The organism is Streptomyces sp. NPDC029151 (assembly GCF_055564315.1).
In genome coordinates this window covers 181,290-199,677 of sequence record NZ_JBVHWQ010000006.1, presented here as the reverse complement: position 1 = coordinate 199,677, position 18,388 = coordinate 181,290, and the positions used below count along the sequence as shown (strand labels likewise).

Sequence of the window (18,388 nt, the reverse complement as noted above, 5' to 3'; positions counted from 1 at the left end):
TTTCACTCGTTGCAAGGGCCTGTGGCGCAGTCCGGTAGCGCACCTCGTTCGCATCGAGGGGGCCAGGGGTTCAAATCCCCTCAGGTCCACTGCACGACGAAGATCCCGTCGGTCATCACGACCGGTCGGGATCTTCGTCGTTTCCGGGACGGATCCGGGAGACCGCCCTCCTCGGGCCGCCGGCCGCCGTGCGCGGCCGACGCCAGAAGAGACCGACGCCCCCGTCGGCTCCGCCGACGGTCCGCGTCCGCTCAGAGCCGCTTGGCGTAGCAGAGGCTCTCCTTGTGGTGGCGGTAGTAGCCGAACTTGGCGCACGGCTCGTAGCCGCTGGAGGTGTACAGGGCCACGGCCTCCGGCTGCTTGGTGCCGGTCTCCAGGACCATGCGGACGCGGCCGGCCATGCGGGCGTCCTCCTCCAGGGCCGCGAGGATCCGGCGGGCCAGGCCCCGGCCGCGCATCTCCTCGACGACGAACATCCGCTTCAGCTCGGCGTCGCCGTCCTCGTTGCCCTCCTCGTTGCGGTCCTGGCTGCGCCAGCCACCGGTGGCCACGGGGCGGTCGTACGCGTCGTACGCGATCAGGTACACGCCCCGGGGCGGGTCGAAGTCCGCGGCGTCCAGGGCCGTGGCGTCACCCCCGTCGCCGTAGCGCAGGTGGTACTCGGCCTGGACCTCGTCGTTGAGCTTCACTGCGTCGGGGTGGTCGAAGCGAACACGGCGAATATTCATACTGGGCATCGTACTTCTATGCAATCGGCGGGGGTCCGTGATTTTGCGGACCACGACCAGTGTGCCGGTATCGTGCCCTGGTGCTGACTGTGACCTCGGTGAACGTGAACGGACTGCGGGCCGCCGCGAAGAAGGGCTTCGTGGAGTGGCTCGCCGGGACCGAGGCGGACGTGGTCTGCCTGCAGGAGGTGCGCGCCGAGCCGCACCAGCTGCCCGACGAGGTCCGGCAGCCCGACGGCTGGCACGTGGTGCACGCCCCGGCCGCCGCCAAGGGCCGCGCGGGCGTCTCCCTCTACACGCGCCGCGAGCCCGACCGGGTCCGCGTCGGCTTCGGCTCGTCGGAGTTCGACGGCGGCGGCCGCTACGTCGAGGCCGACCTGCCCGGCGTCACCGTCGCCTCCCTCTACCTCCCCTCCGGCGAGGTCGGCACCGAACGGCAGGACGAGAAGATCCGCTTCATGGGCGAGTTCCTCGCCCACCTGAAGGAGCTGCGCGAGCGGGCCGCCGCCGACGGGCGCGAGGTCCTCGTCTGCGGCGACTGGAACATCGCCCACCAGCAGGCCGACCTGAAGAACTGGCGCGGCAACACCAAGAACTCCGGCTTCCTGCCGGAGGAGCGGGAGTGGCTCGGCCGGGTGTTCGCGCCCGCCGAGGGCGGGTACGTCGACGTGGTCCGCGCCCTGCACCCGGAGACCGAGGGGCCGTACACCTGGTGGTCGTACCGGGGGCGGGCTTTCGACAACGATTCAGGTTGGCGCATCGACCTCCACGTCGCCACGCCCGGGCTCGCCGGCAAGGCGGTCAAGGGTCTGGTGGAGCGCGCCGCCACGCACGCCGAGCGCTGGTCGGACCACGCGCCGGTCACCGTCGTCTACGACCTTTAGACCCAGCTGCCGTCCACGGCCGCGCGCCCTCAGCCGGGCTTGTTCAGCCGGCGGTCCAGGGCCAGGGAGAGTTCCGCCTCCACGACGCTGCGGGCCAGCGGACGCAGGCGCTGCAGGTCCTCCTCGGGGGCGTGGCGCAGGACGAGGTCGGCGAAGAGCTCGGCCAGGGCGTCGGCGTGTTCGCGGACGCGGGCGCCGGCCTTCAGTACCTCGGCGAGCGGGATGCCCTCGCGGACCAGCGCGGAGGAGACGTCCAGCAGGCGCCGGCTGATGTGGACGATCGTGTCGCCGTCGGTGCCGAGGTAGCCCAGCTCCATGGCGGCGGCGAGGTTCTCCGGGGTGACCTCGCCCTCGAAGCGGGCGGCGAGTTCCTCGGGGGTGAGGCGGACCGGCTCCTCCTCGGTGGGGGCGCCGACGCCGAGCAGGTCGGCGACGTCGCGGCCCTGGTCGAGGGCGTCCGCGAGTTCCGCGATGCCGTTCAGGGTGTGGCCGCGCTCCAGCAGGGTGGCGATGGTGCGCAGCCGGGCCAGGTGGTGCTCGTCGTACCAGGCGATACGGCCCTCGCGGCGGGGCGGCGGTATCAGCTTGCGTTCGCGGTAGAAGCGCAGGGTGCGCACGGTGATGCCGGCCAGCCGGGCCAGCTCCTCCATGCGGTACTCACGCCTGGGTCCGGGGTGTTCTGCGTCCTCTGCCACTCCCGCAGCCTATGGCGTACCACGGGTAACTTTCCTTCTTCCGCCCCCTACCGCTCGGTACGCGACTGCTCTACAGTCCCATTGCGCCAGTAATCACTGGCAGAGTTCTAGGTGATGCGTGGAGGCTTCGGGATGGCCGAGCACGAGCATGTACGGGTGGCGGTGATCGGGTCCGGGTTCGGCGGTCTGGGGGCCGCCGTCCGGCTGCGCCGCGAGGGGATCACCGACTTCGTCGTCCTGGAGCGCGCCGACAGCGTCGGCGGCACCTGGCGGGACAACAGCTACCCCGGGTGCGCCTGCGACGTGCCCTCGCACCTCTACTCCTTCTCCTTCGCGCCCAACCCCGACTGGCCGCGCACCTTCTCCGGGCAGCGCCACATCCGCGCCTACCTGGAGCACGTCACCGATCTCTTCGGACTGCGCCCCCACCTCCGTCTCGGCTCCGAGGTCAAGCTCATGACCTGGGACAACGACACGCTGCGGTGGAACATCGAGACCACCCGGGGCACCCTGACCGCCGACGTCGTGGTCTCCGCCACCGGGCCGCTGTCCGACCCGAAGATCCCCGAGATCCCGGGCCTGGACTCCTTCCCCGGCAAGGTCTTCCACTCCGCCCGCTGGGACCACGACTACGACCTGCGCGGCAAGCGGGTCGCCATGGTGGGCACCGGCGCCTCCGCGATCCAGATCGTGCCCGCCATCCAGCCGCGGGTCGGCCGGCTCACCCTCTTCCAGCGCACCCCGCCGTGGGTGATGCCCCGCGTCGACCGGGCGATCAGCGGCGCCGAGCGGTGGCTGCACCGGCGGCTGCCCGTCACCGCCCAGGCCCGCCGCGGCCTGCTGTGGGGCATCCGGGAGCTGCAGGTGCAGGCCTTCACCAAGCGCCCGGACGAACTCGGCCTGGTGGAGCAGCTCGCCAAGCGGAACATGGCCCGGGCCGTCAAGGACCCGGCCCTGCGCGCCAAGCTCACCCCGGACTACCGCATCGGCTGCAAGCGGATCCTGTTGTCCAGCACGTACTACCCGGCGCTGGCCGAGCCCAACGTGGACGTCGTGGCCGGCGGGCTGAGCGAGATCCGCGGCTCGACGGCCGTCGCCGCCGACGGCACCGAGGCCGAGGTCGACGCGATCATCTTCGGCACGGGCTTCCACGTCACGGACATGCCCATCGCCGAGCGGGTGGTCGGCGCGGAGGGCATCACGCTCGCCGAGTCCTGGAAGAACGGCATGCAGGCGCTGCGCGGCGCCTCGGCGGCCGGGTTCCCGAACTGGATGACGATCATCGGCCCCAACACCGGCCTCGGGAACTCCTCGATGATCCTCATGATCGAGTCCCAGCTGAACTACATGGCGGACTACCTGCGGCAACTGGACGTCCTCGGAGGCCGTGCGGCCCTCGATGCCCGGCCCGCGGCCGTCGAGGACTGGAACCACCGGGTCCAGGAACGGATGAAGCGGACGGTGTGGAACACCGGCGGCTGCACCAGCTGGTACCTGGACGCGAGCGGCCGCAACACCACCATCTGGCCCGGTACGACCACCGAGTTCCGGCGGGCGACCCGGCGGGTGGACCTCGCCGAGTACGAGGTGATCCGCGAGCCCGCCGCGGTCTCCGGGCGGAAGAGCGAGGCCGTCGCATGAGCCGCACCGCCTCCGTCACGAGCGGCCCCTACGCCCCGCCCGTCCCGGCCCGCACCCTCACCGCCGTCTCCGCCGACGGCGCCCGGCTGCACGTCGAGGTGCACGGCCCCGAGAACGCGCCCCCCGTCGTCCTCTCCCACGGCTGGACCTGTTCGACGGCGTTCTGGGCGGCGCAGATACGGGAACTGGCCGCAGACCACCGAGTGATCGCCTACGACCAGAGGGGGCACGGGCGCAGCCCCGCGAGCCCCGCGTGCACCACCGAGGCACTGGCGGACGATCTCGAAGCGGTCCTCGCGGCGGCCCTCGCGCCCGGGGAGAAGGCGCTCGTCGTCGGCCACTCCATGGGCGGCATGACGGTCATGGCCGCGGCCGGCCGTCCCCGCTTCCGTGAGCACGCCGCCGCCGTCCTGCTGTGCAGCACGGGCAGTTCGCGCCTGGTCGCCGAGGCGCGCGTGGTGCCCTTGCGCGCCGGGCGGGTGCGCACCTGGATCACCGGGCGCGTCCTCGGCTCCCGCGCCCCCCTCGGCCCGGTCACCCCGCTCGCGATGCGCGTCCTGAAGTACGCCACCATGGGCGCCGGTTCCGCCCCGGACCGGGTGGAGGCGTGCGCGCGGATCGTGCACGCCTGTCCGCGCGCCGCGCGTCACGCCTGGTCCGTCGTCCTCGCCGGGCTCGATCTCGACGACGGCGTACGGCGGTTGCGGCCACCGACCGCGGTGGTCCAGGGCACGGACGACCGGCTCACGCCCCCGGTGCACGCCCGTGCGCTGGCGGCCGCGCTGCCGCACTGCGTCGGCGTCACCGAGCTGCCCGGCATCGGCCACATGACCCCGGTCGAGGCGCCCGAGCTGGTGACCGGCCGGATCAGGGAACTTGTCGGCACGTACGTCTCGGGGGCCGCCCCCGAGCACGGTTCCGACCCCGCGGAGATCGCCGCGGGGACTTCCGCCGGGATTCCCCCGCAGACACCCCCGCAGACCAAGGAGAGCGCATGAGCAGGGTCGGCCTCGAAGGGCAGGTCGCGGTCGTCACCGGAGCGGCCCGTGGCGTCGGTGAGCTGCTGGCGCGCAAACTGTCCGCGCGCGGGGCGAAGGTCGCGCTGGTCGGGCTGGAGGAGGAGGCCCTCAAGGAGGTCTCCGGGCGGCTGCACAGCGACAGCGCCCACTGGTACGCCGATGTCACCGACCACGAGACGATGAGCCGGGTCGCGCAGGAGGTGAAGGCGCGGTTCGGGAAGGTCGACATCGTCGTCGCCAACGCCGGAGTGGCGACCGGCGGGCCCTTCGCCGACTCCGATCCGCAGGCCTGGCGCCGGGTGATCGAGGTGAACCTGATCGGCTCGGCGGTGACCGCGCGCGCGTTCCTGCCGGTGCTGGTCGAGAGCCGCGGCTATCTGCTGCAGATCGCCTCGCTCGCCGCGATCACCCCGGCTCCGATGATGACGGCGTACTGCGCGTCGAAGTCGGGCGTGGAGGCGTACGCGCACAGTCTGCGCGCCGAGGTCGGCTACCAGGGCGTGCGCGTCGGCGTCGGGTACCTGTCCTGGACCGACACCGACATGGTGCGCGGGGCCGACCAGGACGAGGTCATGCGGGAGCTGCGGCAGCGGCTGCCGTGGCCGTCGAACAAGACGTACCCGCTGGGGCCCGCGGTGGACCGGCTCGTCGCCGGGATCGAGCGGCGCTCGGCGCATGTGTACGGGCAGTGGTGGCTGCGCGGCATGCAGGGCGTGCGCGGGTACCTGCCGGCGCTCATCGGGACGGTCGGGCAGCGCGAGATGAAGCGGTTCGCGCCCCGCCTGCAGGGGATGCGCTCGGGGCTCGTCGGCGCAGGTGGGGCCGCGGACGAGGCCGCTCGCGCTACGCACCGTAACTGATCGACATGCAGGGCGTGTTCGGTCGTGTGAATCTGGTCGAGGCCCCACAGAGGGGCCTGAACCCCCACCCACCACGGGAGTGAACCCACATGGGTATGAAGGACCAGTTCCAGGACAAGTCGCGTCAGGCCAAGGACCAGGCCAAGGACAAGATGGGCCAGGCCCGGGAGAAGGCCGGCCAGCGCGGTCAGCAGGGCGGCCGGCAGGGCCAGCAGCCGCAGCGCGGCGGCCAGAACTTCCGTGACATCGAGGACACGGAGCAGCAGGTCGAGGACCGGATCGGCCAGGACTACGAGTCCTAGTCGCCGAGCTTCGGTCGCTGTGGGGTGCCCTTCCCGGAAGGGCACCCCACGGTGCGTCAGGCTCCGGTCCGCGGCGGAAGCTTCGGGCGGGAGCGGTTCGGCACGGCGCTGTAGTCCGGGGGGACCGCCGCCGGGTTGCTCTCCAGCAGGCTCAGCGCCAGTTCCACCGCGTCGGCCAGCTGGGCTTGGCGGCCCTCGGCCCAGTCGAGGGGGGTGCGCACGATCTCCAGGTCGGGGGCGACGCCGTGGTTCTCCACGGACCAGCCGTAGGCGTCGAACCAGGCCGCGTTCATCGGGACGGTGATGACGGTGCCGTCGCCGAGCCGGTGCCGGCCGGTCATGCCGACGACTCCGCCCCAGGTGCGCTGGCCGACGACCGGACCGAGCTTCAGCAGCTTGAAGGCGGCGGTGATCATGTCGCCGTCGGACGAGGTCGCCTCGTCGGCCAGTGCCACCACCGGGCCGCGCGGGGCGTTGGAGGTGTACGACACCGGCTGCGCGTCCCGGGTCAGGTCCCAGCCCACGATCGTCCGGGTCAGCTTCTCGATGACGAGCTCGCTGATGTGCCCGCCCGCGTTGCCGCGCACGTCCACGATGAGCGCGGGCCGGGACACCTCCATCCGCAGGTCGCGGTTGAACTGGGCCCAGCCGGAGCCGCCCATGTCGGGGATGTGCAGATAGCCGCAGCGGCCGTCGCTCAACTCCCGGACCACGGCCCTGCGTTTGGCCACCCAGTCCTGGTAGCGCAGCGGGCGTTCGTCGATGAGCGGGACGACGGCCACCCGCCGCGCGTGCCCGGTGTCGCCCTCGCCCGTGAGGAACGTCAGCTCCACCGTCGTACCGCCGGAGCCGGCCAGCAGCGGGTACGGGCCCGCCACCGGGTCGACCGGGCGGCCGTCGACATGGGTGAGGACGGCGCCCTCGCGGATGCCCGTGCCGGCCAGCGGGGAGCGGGCCCTGGAGTCGGAGGAGTCGCCGAGCAGGATCCGCTTGACCGTCCAGCGGCCGTCGCGGCGGACGAAGTTGGCACCGAGCAGGCCCTGCCAGCGCTGGTAGCGGGCCGGGCCCTCGTTGCGGCGGGCGGCGGTGACGTAGGCGTGGGAGGTGCCCAGTTCGCCGAGGACCTCGCGCAGCAGGTCGGCGAACTCGTCCGGGGAGGCGACCCGTTCGACCAGCGGACGGTACTGGCCGAGCACCGCGTCCCAGTCGATGCCGCACATGCCCGGCTCCCAGAAGTAGGCGCGGATCAGCCGCCCCGCCTCGTCGTACGCCTGGCGCCACTCGGCGGGCGGGTCGGCCTCGTGCAGGATGCGGCGTACGTCGATCCAGACGGTCGAGTCGGCGTCGCCGGTCTCGGTCGACGGCACCGCCCGCAGATCGCCCTCGTCCACCACGACCAGCCGGGTGCCGTCGCCGCTCACCGTGAACCAGTCCAGGTGGTCGACCAGTTCGGACTTCTTCGCCTTGGTGATGTTGAAGTACTCCAGGGTGGGGCGGCCGCTGGTGTCGGCCGGGTTGACGAAGGTCTCGCCGAGCGCGCCGGAGATCGGCCAGCGCAGCCAGACCAGGCCGCCGCCCGCGACGGGGTACAGCCCGGAGTACTTGGAGGCGATCACCGGGAACGGTGTGACCCGGTTCGCCAGTCCCTCCACCTCGACCGTCACCGTCCCGGCCTCGCCGGTCTCCTCGTCCTCCAGCGGGTCGAGTCCGCCGGCGGCCGGCCGTCCCTCGGGGTTGAGGGCGAAGGGGGAGGGGGTCGCGGAGGAGAGCGGGACCAGGTAGGGGCGGCAGCCGAGCGGGAAGGACAGGTCGCCGGTGTGCACGTCGTAGACCGGGTCGAAGCCGCGCCAGGAGAGGAAGGCGAGGTAGCGGCCGTCGCGGGTGAAGACCGGGTTCTCGTCCTCGAAGCGGCCGTTGGTCACGTCCACGATCAGCCCGTCCTTGATGCGGGCCAGCTTGATCTGGCGCAGGGAACGGCCGATGCCGGGGTGCGACCAGGTGATCCAGGAGCCGTCGGGGGAGAAGGCGAGGTCGCGGACCGGGCCGTTGGCGGACCTGATCAGCTCGGTGACGGTCCCGTGCGCCCCGGCGGTGGCGGCGGCACCGCTCTCCTCGGTCCCGCCCCGCCGCTCCCGCGTCTGCTCCTCCGGTCCCGCTCCGGTCTCCGTCCCCGCCTCGCCCTCCGTGTCCGTCTCGCCCTCCGTGTCCGTCTCGCCCTCCGTCTCCTCCTCCGGCACGTCGATCAGCAGCAGTCTGCCGTCGTGCGAGGCCACGGCCAGGCGCTCGCCGCCGGGGTCGGAGACCAGCTCCAGGACGCGGCCCAGGGAGCCGGAGGCCGGCCGGCGGGGGGCGCGGCCGCCGGTGGCGCGGGGCAGGTGGACGATCTCGACGGCGTCCTCGCCCTCGGCGTCGGTGACGTAGGCGATCTGCCCGGTGGAGCCCAGCATCTCCGGCAGCCGCACCCGGACACCGGGCGTCTCGGTGATCGTGCGGGCCGGGCCGTCGCGGTGGGTGAGCCAGTACAGGCTGCCGCGGACGACGACCGCGCTGGCCCGTCCGGTCTCGTCCACGGAGATGCCGTCGACGTTCTGCGCGGCCGGCACCTGGTAGCGGCGGCGGCCGGTGCGCGGCCCGCCGAGCCGGATGTCGAGCCTGCGCGGTACGCCGTCCGGGGAGAGGTCGTCCACCAGCCACAGGTCGCCCGCGCACTGGTAGACCACCCGCTCGCCGTCGCTGGAGGCGTGCCGGGCGTAGAAGGCGTCGTGGTCGGTGTGGCGGCGCAGGTCGGAGCCGTCCTGCGCGCAGGAGTAGAGGTTGCCGACGCCCTCGTGGTCGGAGAGGAAGGCGATCCGGCCGGCGACGAACAGGGGGGAGGCGAGATGGCCGTCGAGGTCCGGCAGCAGCCGCTGCCCGTGCAGCCACAGCCGGCCCATGGCGCCGCCGCGGTACCGCTTCCAGGAGGCCGGTTCGTGCGGCGGGGTACCGGTGAGCAGCAGGGTCTTGTGGACGCCGTCGACGTCGGCGACCTGGATGTCGGCGACCGGGCCCCAGGGCAGCCGGCCGCCCGGGTCACCGTCGGCGGGCACCTTGTAGGCCCAGGTGAAGTGCGAGAAGGGCTGGCCGTGGGAGGCCACGGCGAGGATCTCCCCGTCCGGGGTCCAGCCGCACACCTGGGTGTCGGCGCTGCCCCAGTACGTCAGCTGCCGGCCGGGTCCGCCGTCGACGTCGACGAGGTGGATCTCGGGGACGAGGCTGCCCCAGTTCGTGTAGGCGATCCGGCGGCCGTCGGGGCAGAAGCGCGGGTGGCCGGCCTTCGTACGGTCCGCGGTGAGCCGCCAGGCGCGGCCCGGGGCGTCGAGGGGGGCCAGCCAGAGGTCGTCCTCGGCGACGAAGCAGAGCAGGTCGCCGCTGAGGTGGGGAAGGCGCAGATAGCTCACCTCCCCATGCTTTTCCGCTGCACCGGCGCCAGCAACTTATGGGGCCTTCACCTTCGTGACCCAACACACGTACGAAACTGTTTCGTTTCGCTTGGCACCCGGGGTATCTTCTCCCTGTACGGAGATGGAGACCGACGGAGCGGGAAGGTGAGGGGCATGACGGAAGCCGTGGCGGCGACACGTCGCAGCCGGATCACACCCGAGCGCGAGGCCGAGCTGTACGAGGCCGTGCTCGACCTGCTCCGGGAGGTCGGCTACGACGCCCTCACCATGGACGCCGTGGCCACCCGCACCCGGTCCAGCAAGGCCACGCTCTACCGCCAGTGGGGCGGCAAGGCCGAACTGGTCGCCAAGGCCGTGCGGCACAACAAGCCGGGCCGGGTCGGCGACGTCGACACCGGCTCCCTCAAGGGCGACCTGCACGCACTCACGATGCGTGCGGACGACTGCGAGATGGAGCAGAGTTCCGCGCTCATGCGGGGCCTGGCCATGGCGGTGCACGGCAACCCGGATCTGCTCAAGGCGTTCCGGGAACACCTCATCGAACCCGAGATGGCCGACTTCCACCGCGTGCTGCAACGGGCGGTCGACCGGGGCGAGATCCGTGCGGACAACCCGGCGATCGGGTTCGTGATGCACATGATGGTCGGCGCGTTCGCCGCCCGCACCATGATCGACGAACAGCCGCCGACCCAGGCCTTCCTACTTTCGTACATCGACGCCGTGGTCCTCCCCGCCCTCGGCGTTCCCACGAGCTGAACCCCTTCCCCAGCAAGCCCACCACCTGACGTCACCGCTCACGTCGTCGGGCTGATCACCCCTGCCCAGCTGAACCCAACGACCTGACCGGGAGTACGCCTCCGTGGCCACGTTCCTCTACAAACTCGGCCGCCTCGCCTTCCGGCGACGGCACTTCGTCGCCCTCATATGGGTCGCGCTGCTCACCCTCGCCGGGGTGGGCGCCGCCTCCGCGCCGGCCGCCGGCAACACGTCCTTCTCCATCCCCGGTACCGAGGCTCAGAAAGCCTTCGACCTGCTGGAACAGCGCTTCCCCGGGATGAGCGCCGACGGCGCCACCGCCCGGGTCGTCTTCAAGGCCCCTGAGGGCGAGAAGATGACCGACGCCGCCAACAAGGCGGCCGTGCGCAAGACCGTCAAGGAGCTGGCGAGCGGCTCCGAGGTCGCCTCCGTCGCCGACCCCTACACCGGGCACGCCGTCAGCAGGAACGGCACCATCGCCTACGCCTCGGTGAAGTACAAGGTCTCCGGCATGGAGCTGGAGGACTCCTCCAAGGACGCCCTGAGGGAGGCGGCGAAGGACGCGCGGGACGCGGGCCTCACCGTCGAGATCGGCGGTGACGCGCTGAGCGCGACCCCCGAGACCGGCTCCAGCGAGGTCATCGGCATCGCGGTCGCCGCCGTCGTCCTGGTCATCACCTTCGGCTCGCTGCTCGCGGCCGGATTCCCGCTGCTCACCGCCATCATCGGGGTCGGCATCGGCGTCTCCACGATCACCGCGCTCGCCAGCGCCCTGGACCTGGGCTCCACCACCTCCACCCTCGCCTCGATGATCGGCCTCGCCGTCGGCATCGACTACGCCCTCTTCATCGTCTCCCGCTACCGCGCCGAACTGGCCGAGGGCCGTGAGCGCGAGGACGCGGCCGGACGGGCCGTCGGCACGGCGGGCTCGGCGGTCGTCTTCGCCGGCCTGACCGTCGTCATCGCCCTGGTCGGCCTGTCCGTCGTCAACATCCCGATGCTGACGAAGATGGGCGTCGCGGCGGCGGGCACGGTCGCCGTCGCCGTCCTCATCGCCCTCACCATGATCCCGGCGCTGCTCGGCTACGCCGGCCGCAGGATCAAGCCGGCCGGCGAGAAGAGCAAGCTGCTCGGCGGCGGCCGTGCGCCGAAGAACCCCGGCCGTCCCAACATGGGCACCCGCTGGGCCGGCTTCGTCGTCCGCCGCCCGGTCGCCGTCCTCCTGCTCGGCGTGCTCGGCCTCGGCGCGGCGGCGGTACCGGCCGCCTCCCTGGAGCTGGGCCTGCCCGACGACGGCTCCCAGCCCACCTCCACCACCCAGCGCCGCGCCTACGACCTGCTCTCCGAGGGCTTCGGCCCCGGCTTCAACGGCCCGCTGATGGTCGTGGTCGACGCCAAGGGCAGCGACGACCCCAAGGCGGCCTTCCACAAGGTCGGCGAGGAGATCAAGGGCCTGAGGGACGTCGTCACGGTCACCCCGGCCGCGCCCAACAAGGCCGGCGACACCGCGACGATCACCGTGGTGCCGAACTCCAAGCCGTCCTCGGCCACCACCGAGGACCTGGTGCACGCCATCCGCGACAAGGGTGCGGACATCACCCGGGAGACCGACTCCACCGTCCTGGTCACCGGCTCCACGGCGATGAACATCGACGTCTCGCAGAAGCTGAACGACGCGCTGCTGCCGTACCTGGCACTGGTGGTGGGCCTGGCGTTCCTGCTCCTGATCGTGGTCTTCCGCTCGATCCTGGTCCCGCTGAAGGCGGCCCTCGGCTTCCTGCTCAGCGTGATGGCGGCCCTCGGCGCCGTGGTCGCGGTCTTCCAGTGGGGCTGGCTGTCCGGCCTGATGAACGTCGAGGAGACCGGACCGGTCATGTCGATGATGCCGATCTTCATGGTGGGCGTCGTCTTCGGCCTCGCGATGGACTACGAGGTGTTCCTCGTGACCCGCATGCGGGAGGCGTACGTCCACGGCGAGAAGCCCGGCCAGGCCGTGGTGACCGGCTTCCGGCACGGCGCCCGTGTCGTCACCGCCGCCGCCGTCATCATGATGGCCGTCTTCTCCGGCTTCATCGGCTCCAGCGAGTCGATGGTCAAGATGATCGGCTTCGGCCTCGCGATCGCCGTCTTCTTCGACGCGTTCATCGTCCGCATGGCCATCGTGCCGGCGGTCCTCGCCCTGCTGGGCGGGCGCGCCTGGTGGCTGCCGAAGTGGCTCGACCGCGCCCTGCCCAACGTGGACGTGGAGGGCGAGGGCCTGCGCACGGGGACCCCGGCGGACGGCAGGGAGGGCGAACGGGAGCTGGTACGCGCCTGACGCACCAGGCCTCCTGCGAGGAGCGGCCGGTGGGGGTGCCCGTGGGGACGGGGCCGCACCCCCACCGGCTTCTCGCCGTCCGCACCCGGACGGAACGCGTCCGCACCCGGACGGAACGCGTCCGCACCCCGACGGGATGTGGCCTCACCCCGGCGGAATGCGTTTCGTCCGCCGCACGGCGACCCGTTAGCGTGCGCGTATGACGACGACCGCTCACCCTCGTTTCGCCGCCGCCGTGGAGGAGCTGGGCCTGGGGGAGGAGCTGCTGCCCCGGGTGCGGAGCTTCCCCGAGGCGACCCGGACCGCCGCCGAGGCCGCCGCCGCCATCGGGTGCGGGTTGAGTCAGATCTGCAAGTCGCTGGTCTTCGCCGCCGACGGGGTGCCCGTGCTGGTGCTGATGGACGGGGCCTCGCGGGTGGACGTGGAGCGGGTGCGCCGGGAACTGGGGGCCGTGGAGGTCGGCCGGGCCGACGCGGGGGTGGTGCGGGAGACCACCGGGTACGCCATCGGCGGGGTGCCGCCGTTCGGGCACCGTACGCGGACGCGGGTCCTCGCCGACCGGTCGCTGCTCGCGCACGACGTGGTGTGGGCGGCGGCCGGGACGCCGCACACCGTCTTCCCGATCGAACCCGGGGAACTCGTCGCCCGCGCGGGCGCGACACTGGTGGACGTGCGCGAGCGGCGCGCGTGACACCGGTCGTCGCCGCGGCCGTGCTGGTCGCCGCCGTCACCCACGCCGGCTGGAACGCCCTCGCGCACCGCATCACCGACAAGCAGGCCGGGTTCGCCCTCATATCCGGCGGTGGGCTGCTGATCGGGCTCGCGCTCACACCGTTCGCCGACTTCCCGGCGGGAGCCGCCTGGCCGTACCTGTTCGCTTCGGCGGCCGTGCACATCGCCTACTACGCCCTGCTGACGACCTCGTTCCGGCTCGGTGACTTCGGGCAGGCGTACCCCATCGCACGCGGCAGCGCCCCGCTCGTCGTCTCGCTGCTCGCCGCCGTCTTCGCGCACGAGGTGCCCGGCGTCCGGGCGGGCGCCGGAATCGCCGTGTCCTGCCTGGGGCTCGGCGGAGTGGCGCTGTGGGGGATGCGCGGCAGGCGGCCGGACTGGGCGGCGATCGGCGCGGCCCTCGCCACCGGTCTGACGATCGCCGTGTACACGGTCATCGACGGCATGGGCGTCCGGGCCGCGCACACCTCGCTCGGGTACATCGCCTGGCTCATGGCCGTCCAGGGCTGGGTCCTGCCCGCGGTCCTGTTCGCCCGCGTGCGGGGCGGCACGGTACGGCTGCTCCGTCCGTACGCCGCCCTCGGCCTGCTCGGCGCCGCCCTGTCCGTCGCCGCCTACGCCCTGGTGCTGTGGGCCCAGACCCGCGCCGCGCTCGCCCCGATCGCCGCCCTGCGCGAGACCTCCGTCATCGTCGGCGCGGCCATCGGCGCGCTGTTCTTCAAGGAGCGCTTCGGCGCGCCCCGGATCGTGGCGGCGGGTCTGCTGGTCGTCGGGATCGGGCTGATGCTGCGCGCCGGTTAGCGGCGTCCCGGCCCGACATGACGGGCCGGGGTGCGGTGGCGCACCCTGGAATCAGCGATTTCTCGGAGGTGGTCGTCATGATGCACACCGCTGTGGGATGGCACGTCGAGCTCGAGTTCGAGGAGGACGATCAGCACACCCGCGCGGCGGCTCTGGTGCGCTTGCCCGACGGCAGCGAGGTGCGGGCCCACGGCCGCGCCAGCCGGCACCGCGTGGACGCGAACCAGCCCCGGATCGGCGAGGAGATCGCCGGCGCCCGTGCCCTGAACGAACTGGCCATGCAGCTGCTGACCAAGGCCCACGAGGAGATCGACCAGGCGTCCGGGCGCACCTCGCACCCCATCCACGTGTGACACGGGTCCCGCAGGCACCGCACGCCCGGTTCGCCCCCCATGCCCCGCGGGCGTCCGTGGATCAGGCGAGCGCCGTGCGGACCGCCCGGACCAGCGCCTGCGCCCTCGGGTCCGCCGTCACACCGCCCCGGAAGCCGTTGGTGACGTAGCCGAAGGCGATCCCGGCCTCCGGGTCGGCGAAGCCGAGCGCGCCGCCCCGGCCGGGGTGGCCGAAGGAGGAGGGGGAGAGCAGGGGGGACGCGGCGCCGTGCAGCATGTAGCCGAGGCCGAACCGGGTGCCGACCACCAGCACCCGGTCCGGTCCGGCGGACCGCTCGGTCCGGGCCAGTTCCATGGTCTGCGGGGTGAACAGCCGTGTGCCGCCGTCCACCTCCCCGATGAGCGAGGCGTAGAAGCGGGCCAGTCCGTCGGCCGTGGCGATGCCGTTGGAGGCGGGCAGGCAGGCGGCGCGGTAGGCGGGGTCGTTCTCGTCGGGCAGCGGGGTGATCGCCGCGAACGCGCGGCGGGTCAGCGACTCCGGGTCGGCGTAGGCCTCGGCGACCGCGCGCTTGGGGCGGGTCTTCAGGCCGCCCGCGGTCTCGGGCGCGTCCACCGGGCCGACGCGGCCGGCGCGCGCGTGCTCCGCCTCCGGCAGGCCGAGCCACAGGTCCGCGCCGACGGGCCGGGCGATCTCGTCCGCTATCCAGTCGCCGGCCGGGCGGCCGGTGACCCGGCGGAGCAGCTCGCCGGTGAGCCAGCTGTAGGTCTGGGCGTGGTAGCCGTGGTCCGTGCCCGGCTCCCACACCGGCGCCTGCGCGGCGACGGCCGCGGCGCCCCGGTCGGGGTCGGCGGCCTCGGCGGGCGTCAGCGGGCGGTCCAGCACGGGCACGCCCGCGCGGTGCGCCAGCACGTCCCGCACGCGTGTGTGCTCCTTGCCGGCCGCCTTGTACTCCGGCCAGTAGGTGCCGACCGGGGCGTCCAGGTCCAGCTCGCCGCGCTGGTGCAGGAGCAGCAGCGCGGCGGCGGCGACGCCCTTGGTCGCCGAGCGCACGACCTGTGCGGTGCCGGGCTCCCAGGGGGCCGCGCCGTCCGCGCCGCCCGCGCCATCCACGTCTTTCGTGCCGGCCCACAGGTCCACGACCCGGTGCCCGTCGCGGTAGACGGCGACGGCCGCGCCGCGCTCCCCGGCGTGCGCGAAGTTGGCGGCGAACGCCTCCCTGACCGGCTCGAAGCCCTCGGTCACCGTGCCGTTCACGTTCACATCCACGCCGGGTCCCTTCACTCGCTTAACGTCATGAGTGAAACACGGGGGCGCGGCCTTGGATTCCTCAGTGCGTCTAGCCCAGCAGAATCGAGACGTCGATGTTGCCGCGTGTCGCGTTCGAGTACGGGCAGACCGCGTGCGCCGCGTCCACCAGCCCGGCCGCCACCTGGGGGTCCAGGACCGGCAGGGAGACGCTGAGGGCGACCGCGAGGCCGTAGCCGCGGTGCCGGTTCGGGCCGATGCCGACCTTCGCGGCCACGGTGGAGCCGGTCAGGTCGTAGCCCGCGCGGTTGCCGACCAGGATCAGCGCGTTGTGGAAGCAGGAGCTGAAGCCGGCCGCGAACAGCTGTTCCGGGTTGGTGCCGTCGCCGTCGCCGCCCAGCTCCGGCGGCATCGCCACCTTCAGGTCGATCCGGCCGTCCTGGCTGGTCACGTAGCCGTCCCGGCCGCCGTGGGCGGTGGCCTCGGCGACGTACACGATCTTCGTCGGGCGCGTGTCGACAGCGGTGCCCTCGGTCATGGCCGGCCTCCCCCGGAACAAGTGGCGCACAAGTACATCGTGCACAAGGTACTGGCCGGTAGGTCAGGGTTCGCCGCAGGGGGTGGGAAACCGCGGGTAACGCGGGATCAGCGCCGGTCGGCCGCCGCGTCGGCGCGCTCGGTCAGCCTCCACAGCTCCTCGCGCAACCGCGCGACCTCCTGGCCGCCGAACCCCGTGGTGGTGAGCAGCGCGCCGGGCACCCGCGCCGCGCGCTCCCTCAGTTCCTCGCCGCGCCCGGTGCACGCCACCCGCACCGAGCGCTCGTCGCCCGGTGCGCGCTCCCTGCGCACCAGGCCCGCCCCCTCCAGCCGCTTCAGCAGCGGCGAGACGGTGCCGTAGTCCAGCCGCAGCGCACCCGTCAGCTCCTTCACGCTGGTCTCCCCCCGCTCCCACAGCACGAGCAGCACCAGGTACTGCGGGTACGTGAGCCCCAGCTCGTCCAGCAGCGGCCGGTACGCGGCGGTCACGGCGCGCTGGGCCGCGTACAGCGCGAAGCACAGCTGGTCGTCCAGCAGCAGCGAGCCCTCGACGGCCGGGTCCTCGTTCGTCACGCGCCCATTGTCACGGACTTCGGGTCGAAGCCGAACGGCAGCTCCAGCCGGTGCGCCCGCATCAGCTCCTCGTCGGAGAGGAGCGCGCCGGTCGGACCGTCCGCCGCGATCACCCCGTCGCTCAGGATCAGCGAGCGCGGGCACAGCTCCAGGGCGTACGGCAGGTCGTGCGTGACCATGAGGACCGTGACGTCCAGGGAGCGCAGGATGTCGGCGAGTTCCCGGCGGGAGGCCGGGTCCAGGTTGGAGGACGGCTCGTCCAGGACGAGGATCTCCGGCTCCATGGCGAGCACGGTGGCCACCGCGACCCGGCGGCGCTGCCCGAAGGACAGGTGGTGCGGCGGCCGGTCGGCGAAGTCCTGCATCCCGACCCGCTGCAGCGCCGTGCGCACCCGGGCCTCCAGCGCGGCCCCCTTGATCCCGGCGGCGGCCGGCCCGAACGCCACGTCCTCCCGCACGGTCGGCATGAACAGCTGGTCGTCGGGGTCCTGGAAGACGATGCCGACCTTCTGCCGGATCGCGGCCATGTGCTGCCTGCCGACCGGCAGCCCGGCCACCGTCACCGTGCCCGTGCCGCCGCCGAGGATGCCGTTGAGGTGCAGCACCAGGGTGGTCTTGCCGGCGCCGTTGGGGCCGAGGAGGGCGACCCGCTCGCCGCGTCCGATGGAGAAGTCCACGCCGAACAGGGCCTGGTGCCCGTCGGGATAGGCGAAGGCCAGACCGGCCACTTCCAGCGAAGGCGTCACGGGAACCGCAGAAGGTGTCACAGGAACCATCCCAGCAGACAGACGACGAGGGCGGCGCAGGGGAGGGTCAGGGCGTGCCGCCACTGCGCGCCGGAGGCGGTCACCTCGTCGATGACGGGCATCGCACCCGCGTACCCCCGGCTCACCATGGCCAGGTGTACCCGTTCCCCGCGTTCGTAGGAGCGGATGAACAGCGCGCCGGCGGACTTGGCGAGCACGCCCCAGTGCCGTACGCCCTTCGCCTCGAAGCCGCGCGACTCGCGGGCGATCCGCATCCGGCGCATCTCGTCGGTGATGACGTCGCCGTAGCGGATCATGAAGGAGGCGATCTGCACGAGCAGCGGCGGCAGCTTCAGGCGCTGCAGTCCGAGCAGGAGCTCGCGCAGCTCGGTCGTGGCGGCCAGCAGCACCGAGGCGGCGACGCCGAGGGTGCCCTTGGCGAGCACGTTCCAGGCGCCCCACAGCCCGTTCACGCTCAGCGAGAGGCCCAGGACGTCCACCCGCTCGCCCTCCGCCACGAACGGCATGAGGACCGCGAACGCGACGAACGGCACCTCGATCAGCAGCCGCCCGAGCAGGAAGCCGGCGGGCACGCGCGCGTGGTACGCCACACAGGCCAGCAGCACGGCGTAGACCGCGAACGCCCACATCGCCTCGCGCGGGGTCGACACCACGACCACCACGAACAGGAACGCGGCGGCGAGTTTGGTGTGCGGCGGCAGACCGTGCACGGGCGAGTGCCCGTGCCGGTAGAGCCGGTGCGCGTGTCCCGCTCCCAC

At 72.7% G+C, this 18,388-nt stretch carries 18 protein-coding genes and 1 tRNA gene; 11 read left to right on the top strand and 8 right to left on the bottom strand.

Going from position 1 to position 18,388, the window contains the following annotated elements:
* The first annotated feature begins 15 nt into the window (after window positions 1-15).
* A tRNA-Ala gene (locus ACZ4VF_RS23190) sits at window positions 16-89 on the top strand.
* A gap of 162 nt (window positions 90-251) precedes the next feature.
* Here ACZ4VF_RS23190 and ACZ4VF_RS23185 read toward each other — a convergent pair.
* Window positions 252-728, bottom strand: coding sequence for a GNAT family N-acetyltransferase (locus ACZ4VF_RS23185; RefSeq protein ID WP_467928216.1), 477 nt, complete (start codon window positions 726-728; stop codon window positions 252-254).
* 80 nt (window positions 729-808) lie between these two features.
* Between ACZ4VF_RS23185 and ACZ4VF_RS23180 the strand changes: the two genes are divergently transcribed.
* On the top strand, window positions 809-1,612 hold the full coding sequence (locus ACZ4VF_RS23180) for an exodeoxyribonuclease III (protein ID WP_467928214.1): 804 nt from the start codon (window positions 809-811) through the stop codon (window positions 1,610-1,612).
* A 29-nt stretch (window positions 1,613-1,641) separates the two neighbouring features.
* On the opposite strand, the gene ACZ4VF_RS23175 is transcribed toward ACZ4VF_RS23180, so the two are convergent.
* A complete protein-coding gene (locus ACZ4VF_RS23175) occupies window positions 1,642-2,262 on the bottom strand; it encodes a MerR family transcriptional regulator (protein WP_467928628.1) in 621 nt (206 codons plus the stop codon).
* Window positions 2,263-2,439: 177 nt separating this feature from the next.
* Between ACZ4VF_RS23175 and ACZ4VF_RS23170 the strand changes: the two genes are divergently transcribed.
* The 4 genes from ACZ4VF_RS23170 (at window position 2,440) to ACZ4VF_RS23155 (ending at window position 6,129) form a co-directional block, all read left to right on the top strand.
* Entirely contained in the window at window positions 2,440-3,948 is a 1,509-nt protein-coding gene (locus ACZ4VF_RS23170; RefSeq protein WP_467928213.1) for a flavin-containing monooxygenase, read from the top strand.
* Complete coding sequence (locus ACZ4VF_RS23165; protein WP_467928212.1) at window positions 3,945-4,946, top strand: alpha/beta fold hydrolase; 1,002 nt, start codon at window positions 3,945-3,947, stop codon at window positions 4,944-4,946. Before ACZ4VF_RS23170 ends, ACZ4VF_RS23165 begins: the two co-directional genes overlap by 4 nt.
* Entirely contained in the window at window positions 4,943-5,827 is an 885-nt protein-coding gene (locus ACZ4VF_RS23160) for an SDR family oxidoreductase (protein WP_467928211.1), read from the top strand. The genes ACZ4VF_RS23165 and ACZ4VF_RS23160 overlap by 4 nt, the downstream gene beginning before the upstream one ends.
* A gap of 89 nt (window positions 5,828-5,916) precedes the next feature.
* Complete coding sequence (locus ACZ4VF_RS23155) at window positions 5,917-6,129, top strand: hypothetical protein (protein ID WP_467928209.1); 213 nt, start codon at window positions 5,917-5,919, stop codon at window positions 6,127-6,129.
* 56 nt (window positions 6,130-6,185) lie between these two features.
* On the opposite strand, the gene ACZ4VF_RS23150 is transcribed toward ACZ4VF_RS23155, so the two are convergent.
* Complete coding sequence (locus tag ACZ4VF_RS23150) at window positions 6,186-9,566, bottom strand: S41 family peptidase (protein WP_467928208.1); 3,381 nt, start codon at window positions 9,564-9,566, stop codon at window positions 6,186-6,188.
* A 156-nt stretch (window positions 9,567-9,722) separates the two neighbouring features.
* Between ACZ4VF_RS23150 and ACZ4VF_RS23145 the strand changes: the two genes are divergently transcribed.
* The 5 genes from ACZ4VF_RS23145 to ACZ4VF_RS23125 all read left to right on the top strand — a co-directional run bounded on the left by ACZ4VF_RS23145 (window position 9,723) and on the right by ACZ4VF_RS23125 (window position 14,528).
* Complete coding sequence (locus ACZ4VF_RS23145) at window positions 9,723-10,325, top strand: TetR/AcrR family transcriptional regulator (RefSeq protein ID WP_467928206.1); 603 nt, start codon at window positions 9,723-9,725, stop codon at window positions 10,323-10,325.
* Between the two features lie 103 nt (window positions 10,326-10,428).
* The gene (locus ACZ4VF_RS23140; RefSeq protein ID WP_467928205.1) at window positions 10,429-12,642 is read left to right on the top strand and encodes an MMPL family transporter; all 2,214 of its coding nucleotides are present in this window, start codon (window positions 10,429-10,431) and stop codon (window positions 12,640-12,642) included.
* 199 nt (window positions 12,643-12,841) lie between these two features.
* Window positions 12,842-13,333: a YbaK/EbsC family protein gene (locus tag ACZ4VF_RS23135; RefSeq protein ID WP_467928204.1), complete on the top strand. Its 492-nt coding sequence runs from the start codon at window positions 12,842-12,844 to the stop codon at window positions 13,331-13,333.
* Entirely contained in the window at window positions 13,330-14,175 is an 846-nt protein-coding gene (locus ACZ4VF_RS23130) for an EamA family transporter (protein WP_467928203.1), read from the top strand. The genes ACZ4VF_RS23135 and ACZ4VF_RS23130 overlap by 4 nt, the downstream gene beginning before the upstream one ends.
* A 77-nt stretch (window positions 14,176-14,252) precedes the next feature.
* Window positions 14,253-14,528 carry a DUF1876 domain-containing protein gene (locus tag ACZ4VF_RS23125; RefSeq protein WP_467928201.1) on the top strand — a complete coding sequence of 92 codons (276 nt, stop codon included), beginning with the start codon at window positions 14,253-14,255 and terminating at the stop codon, window positions 14,526-14,528.
* 61 nt (window positions 14,529-14,589) lie between these two features.
* Here ACZ4VF_RS23125 and ACZ4VF_RS23120 read toward each other — a convergent pair whose 3' ends face one another.
* From ACZ4VF_RS23120 to cbiQ, 5 genes are all read right to left on the bottom strand, one after another.
* Window positions 14,590-15,768 carry a serine hydrolase domain-containing protein gene (locus ACZ4VF_RS23120; RefSeq protein ID WP_467928627.1) on the bottom strand — a complete coding sequence of 393 codons (1,179 nt, stop codon included), beginning with the start codon at window positions 15,766-15,768 and terminating at the stop codon, window positions 14,590-14,592.
* A gap of 76 nt (window positions 15,769-15,844) precedes the next feature.
* Complete coding sequence (locus ACZ4VF_RS23115; RefSeq protein ID WP_467928200.1) at window positions 15,845-16,291, bottom strand: organic hydroperoxide resistance protein; 447 nt, start codon at window positions 16,289-16,291, stop codon at window positions 15,845-15,847.
* Window positions 16,292-16,398: 107 nt separating this feature from the next.
* Entirely contained in the window at window positions 16,399-16,863 is a 465-nt protein-coding gene (locus ACZ4VF_RS23110) for a MarR family winged helix-turn-helix transcriptional regulator (protein ID WP_467928199.1), read from the bottom strand.
* The gene (locus ACZ4VF_RS23105; RefSeq protein ID WP_467928198.1) at window positions 16,860-17,639 is read right to left on the bottom strand and encodes an energy-coupling factor ABC transporter ATP-binding protein; all 780 of its coding nucleotides are present in this window, start codon (window positions 17,637-17,639) and stop codon (window positions 16,860-16,862) included. Before ACZ4VF_RS23105 ends, ACZ4VF_RS23110 begins: the two co-directional genes overlap by 4 nt.
* Window positions 17,627-18,388 carry a cobalt ECF transporter T component CbiQ gene (gene cbiQ / locus ACZ4VF_RS23100; RefSeq protein WP_467928196.1) on the bottom strand — a complete coding sequence of 254 codons (762 nt, stop codon included), beginning with the start codon at window positions 18,386-18,388 and terminating at the stop codon, window positions 17,627-17,629. Before cbiQ ends, ACZ4VF_RS23105 begins: the two co-directional genes overlap by 13 nt.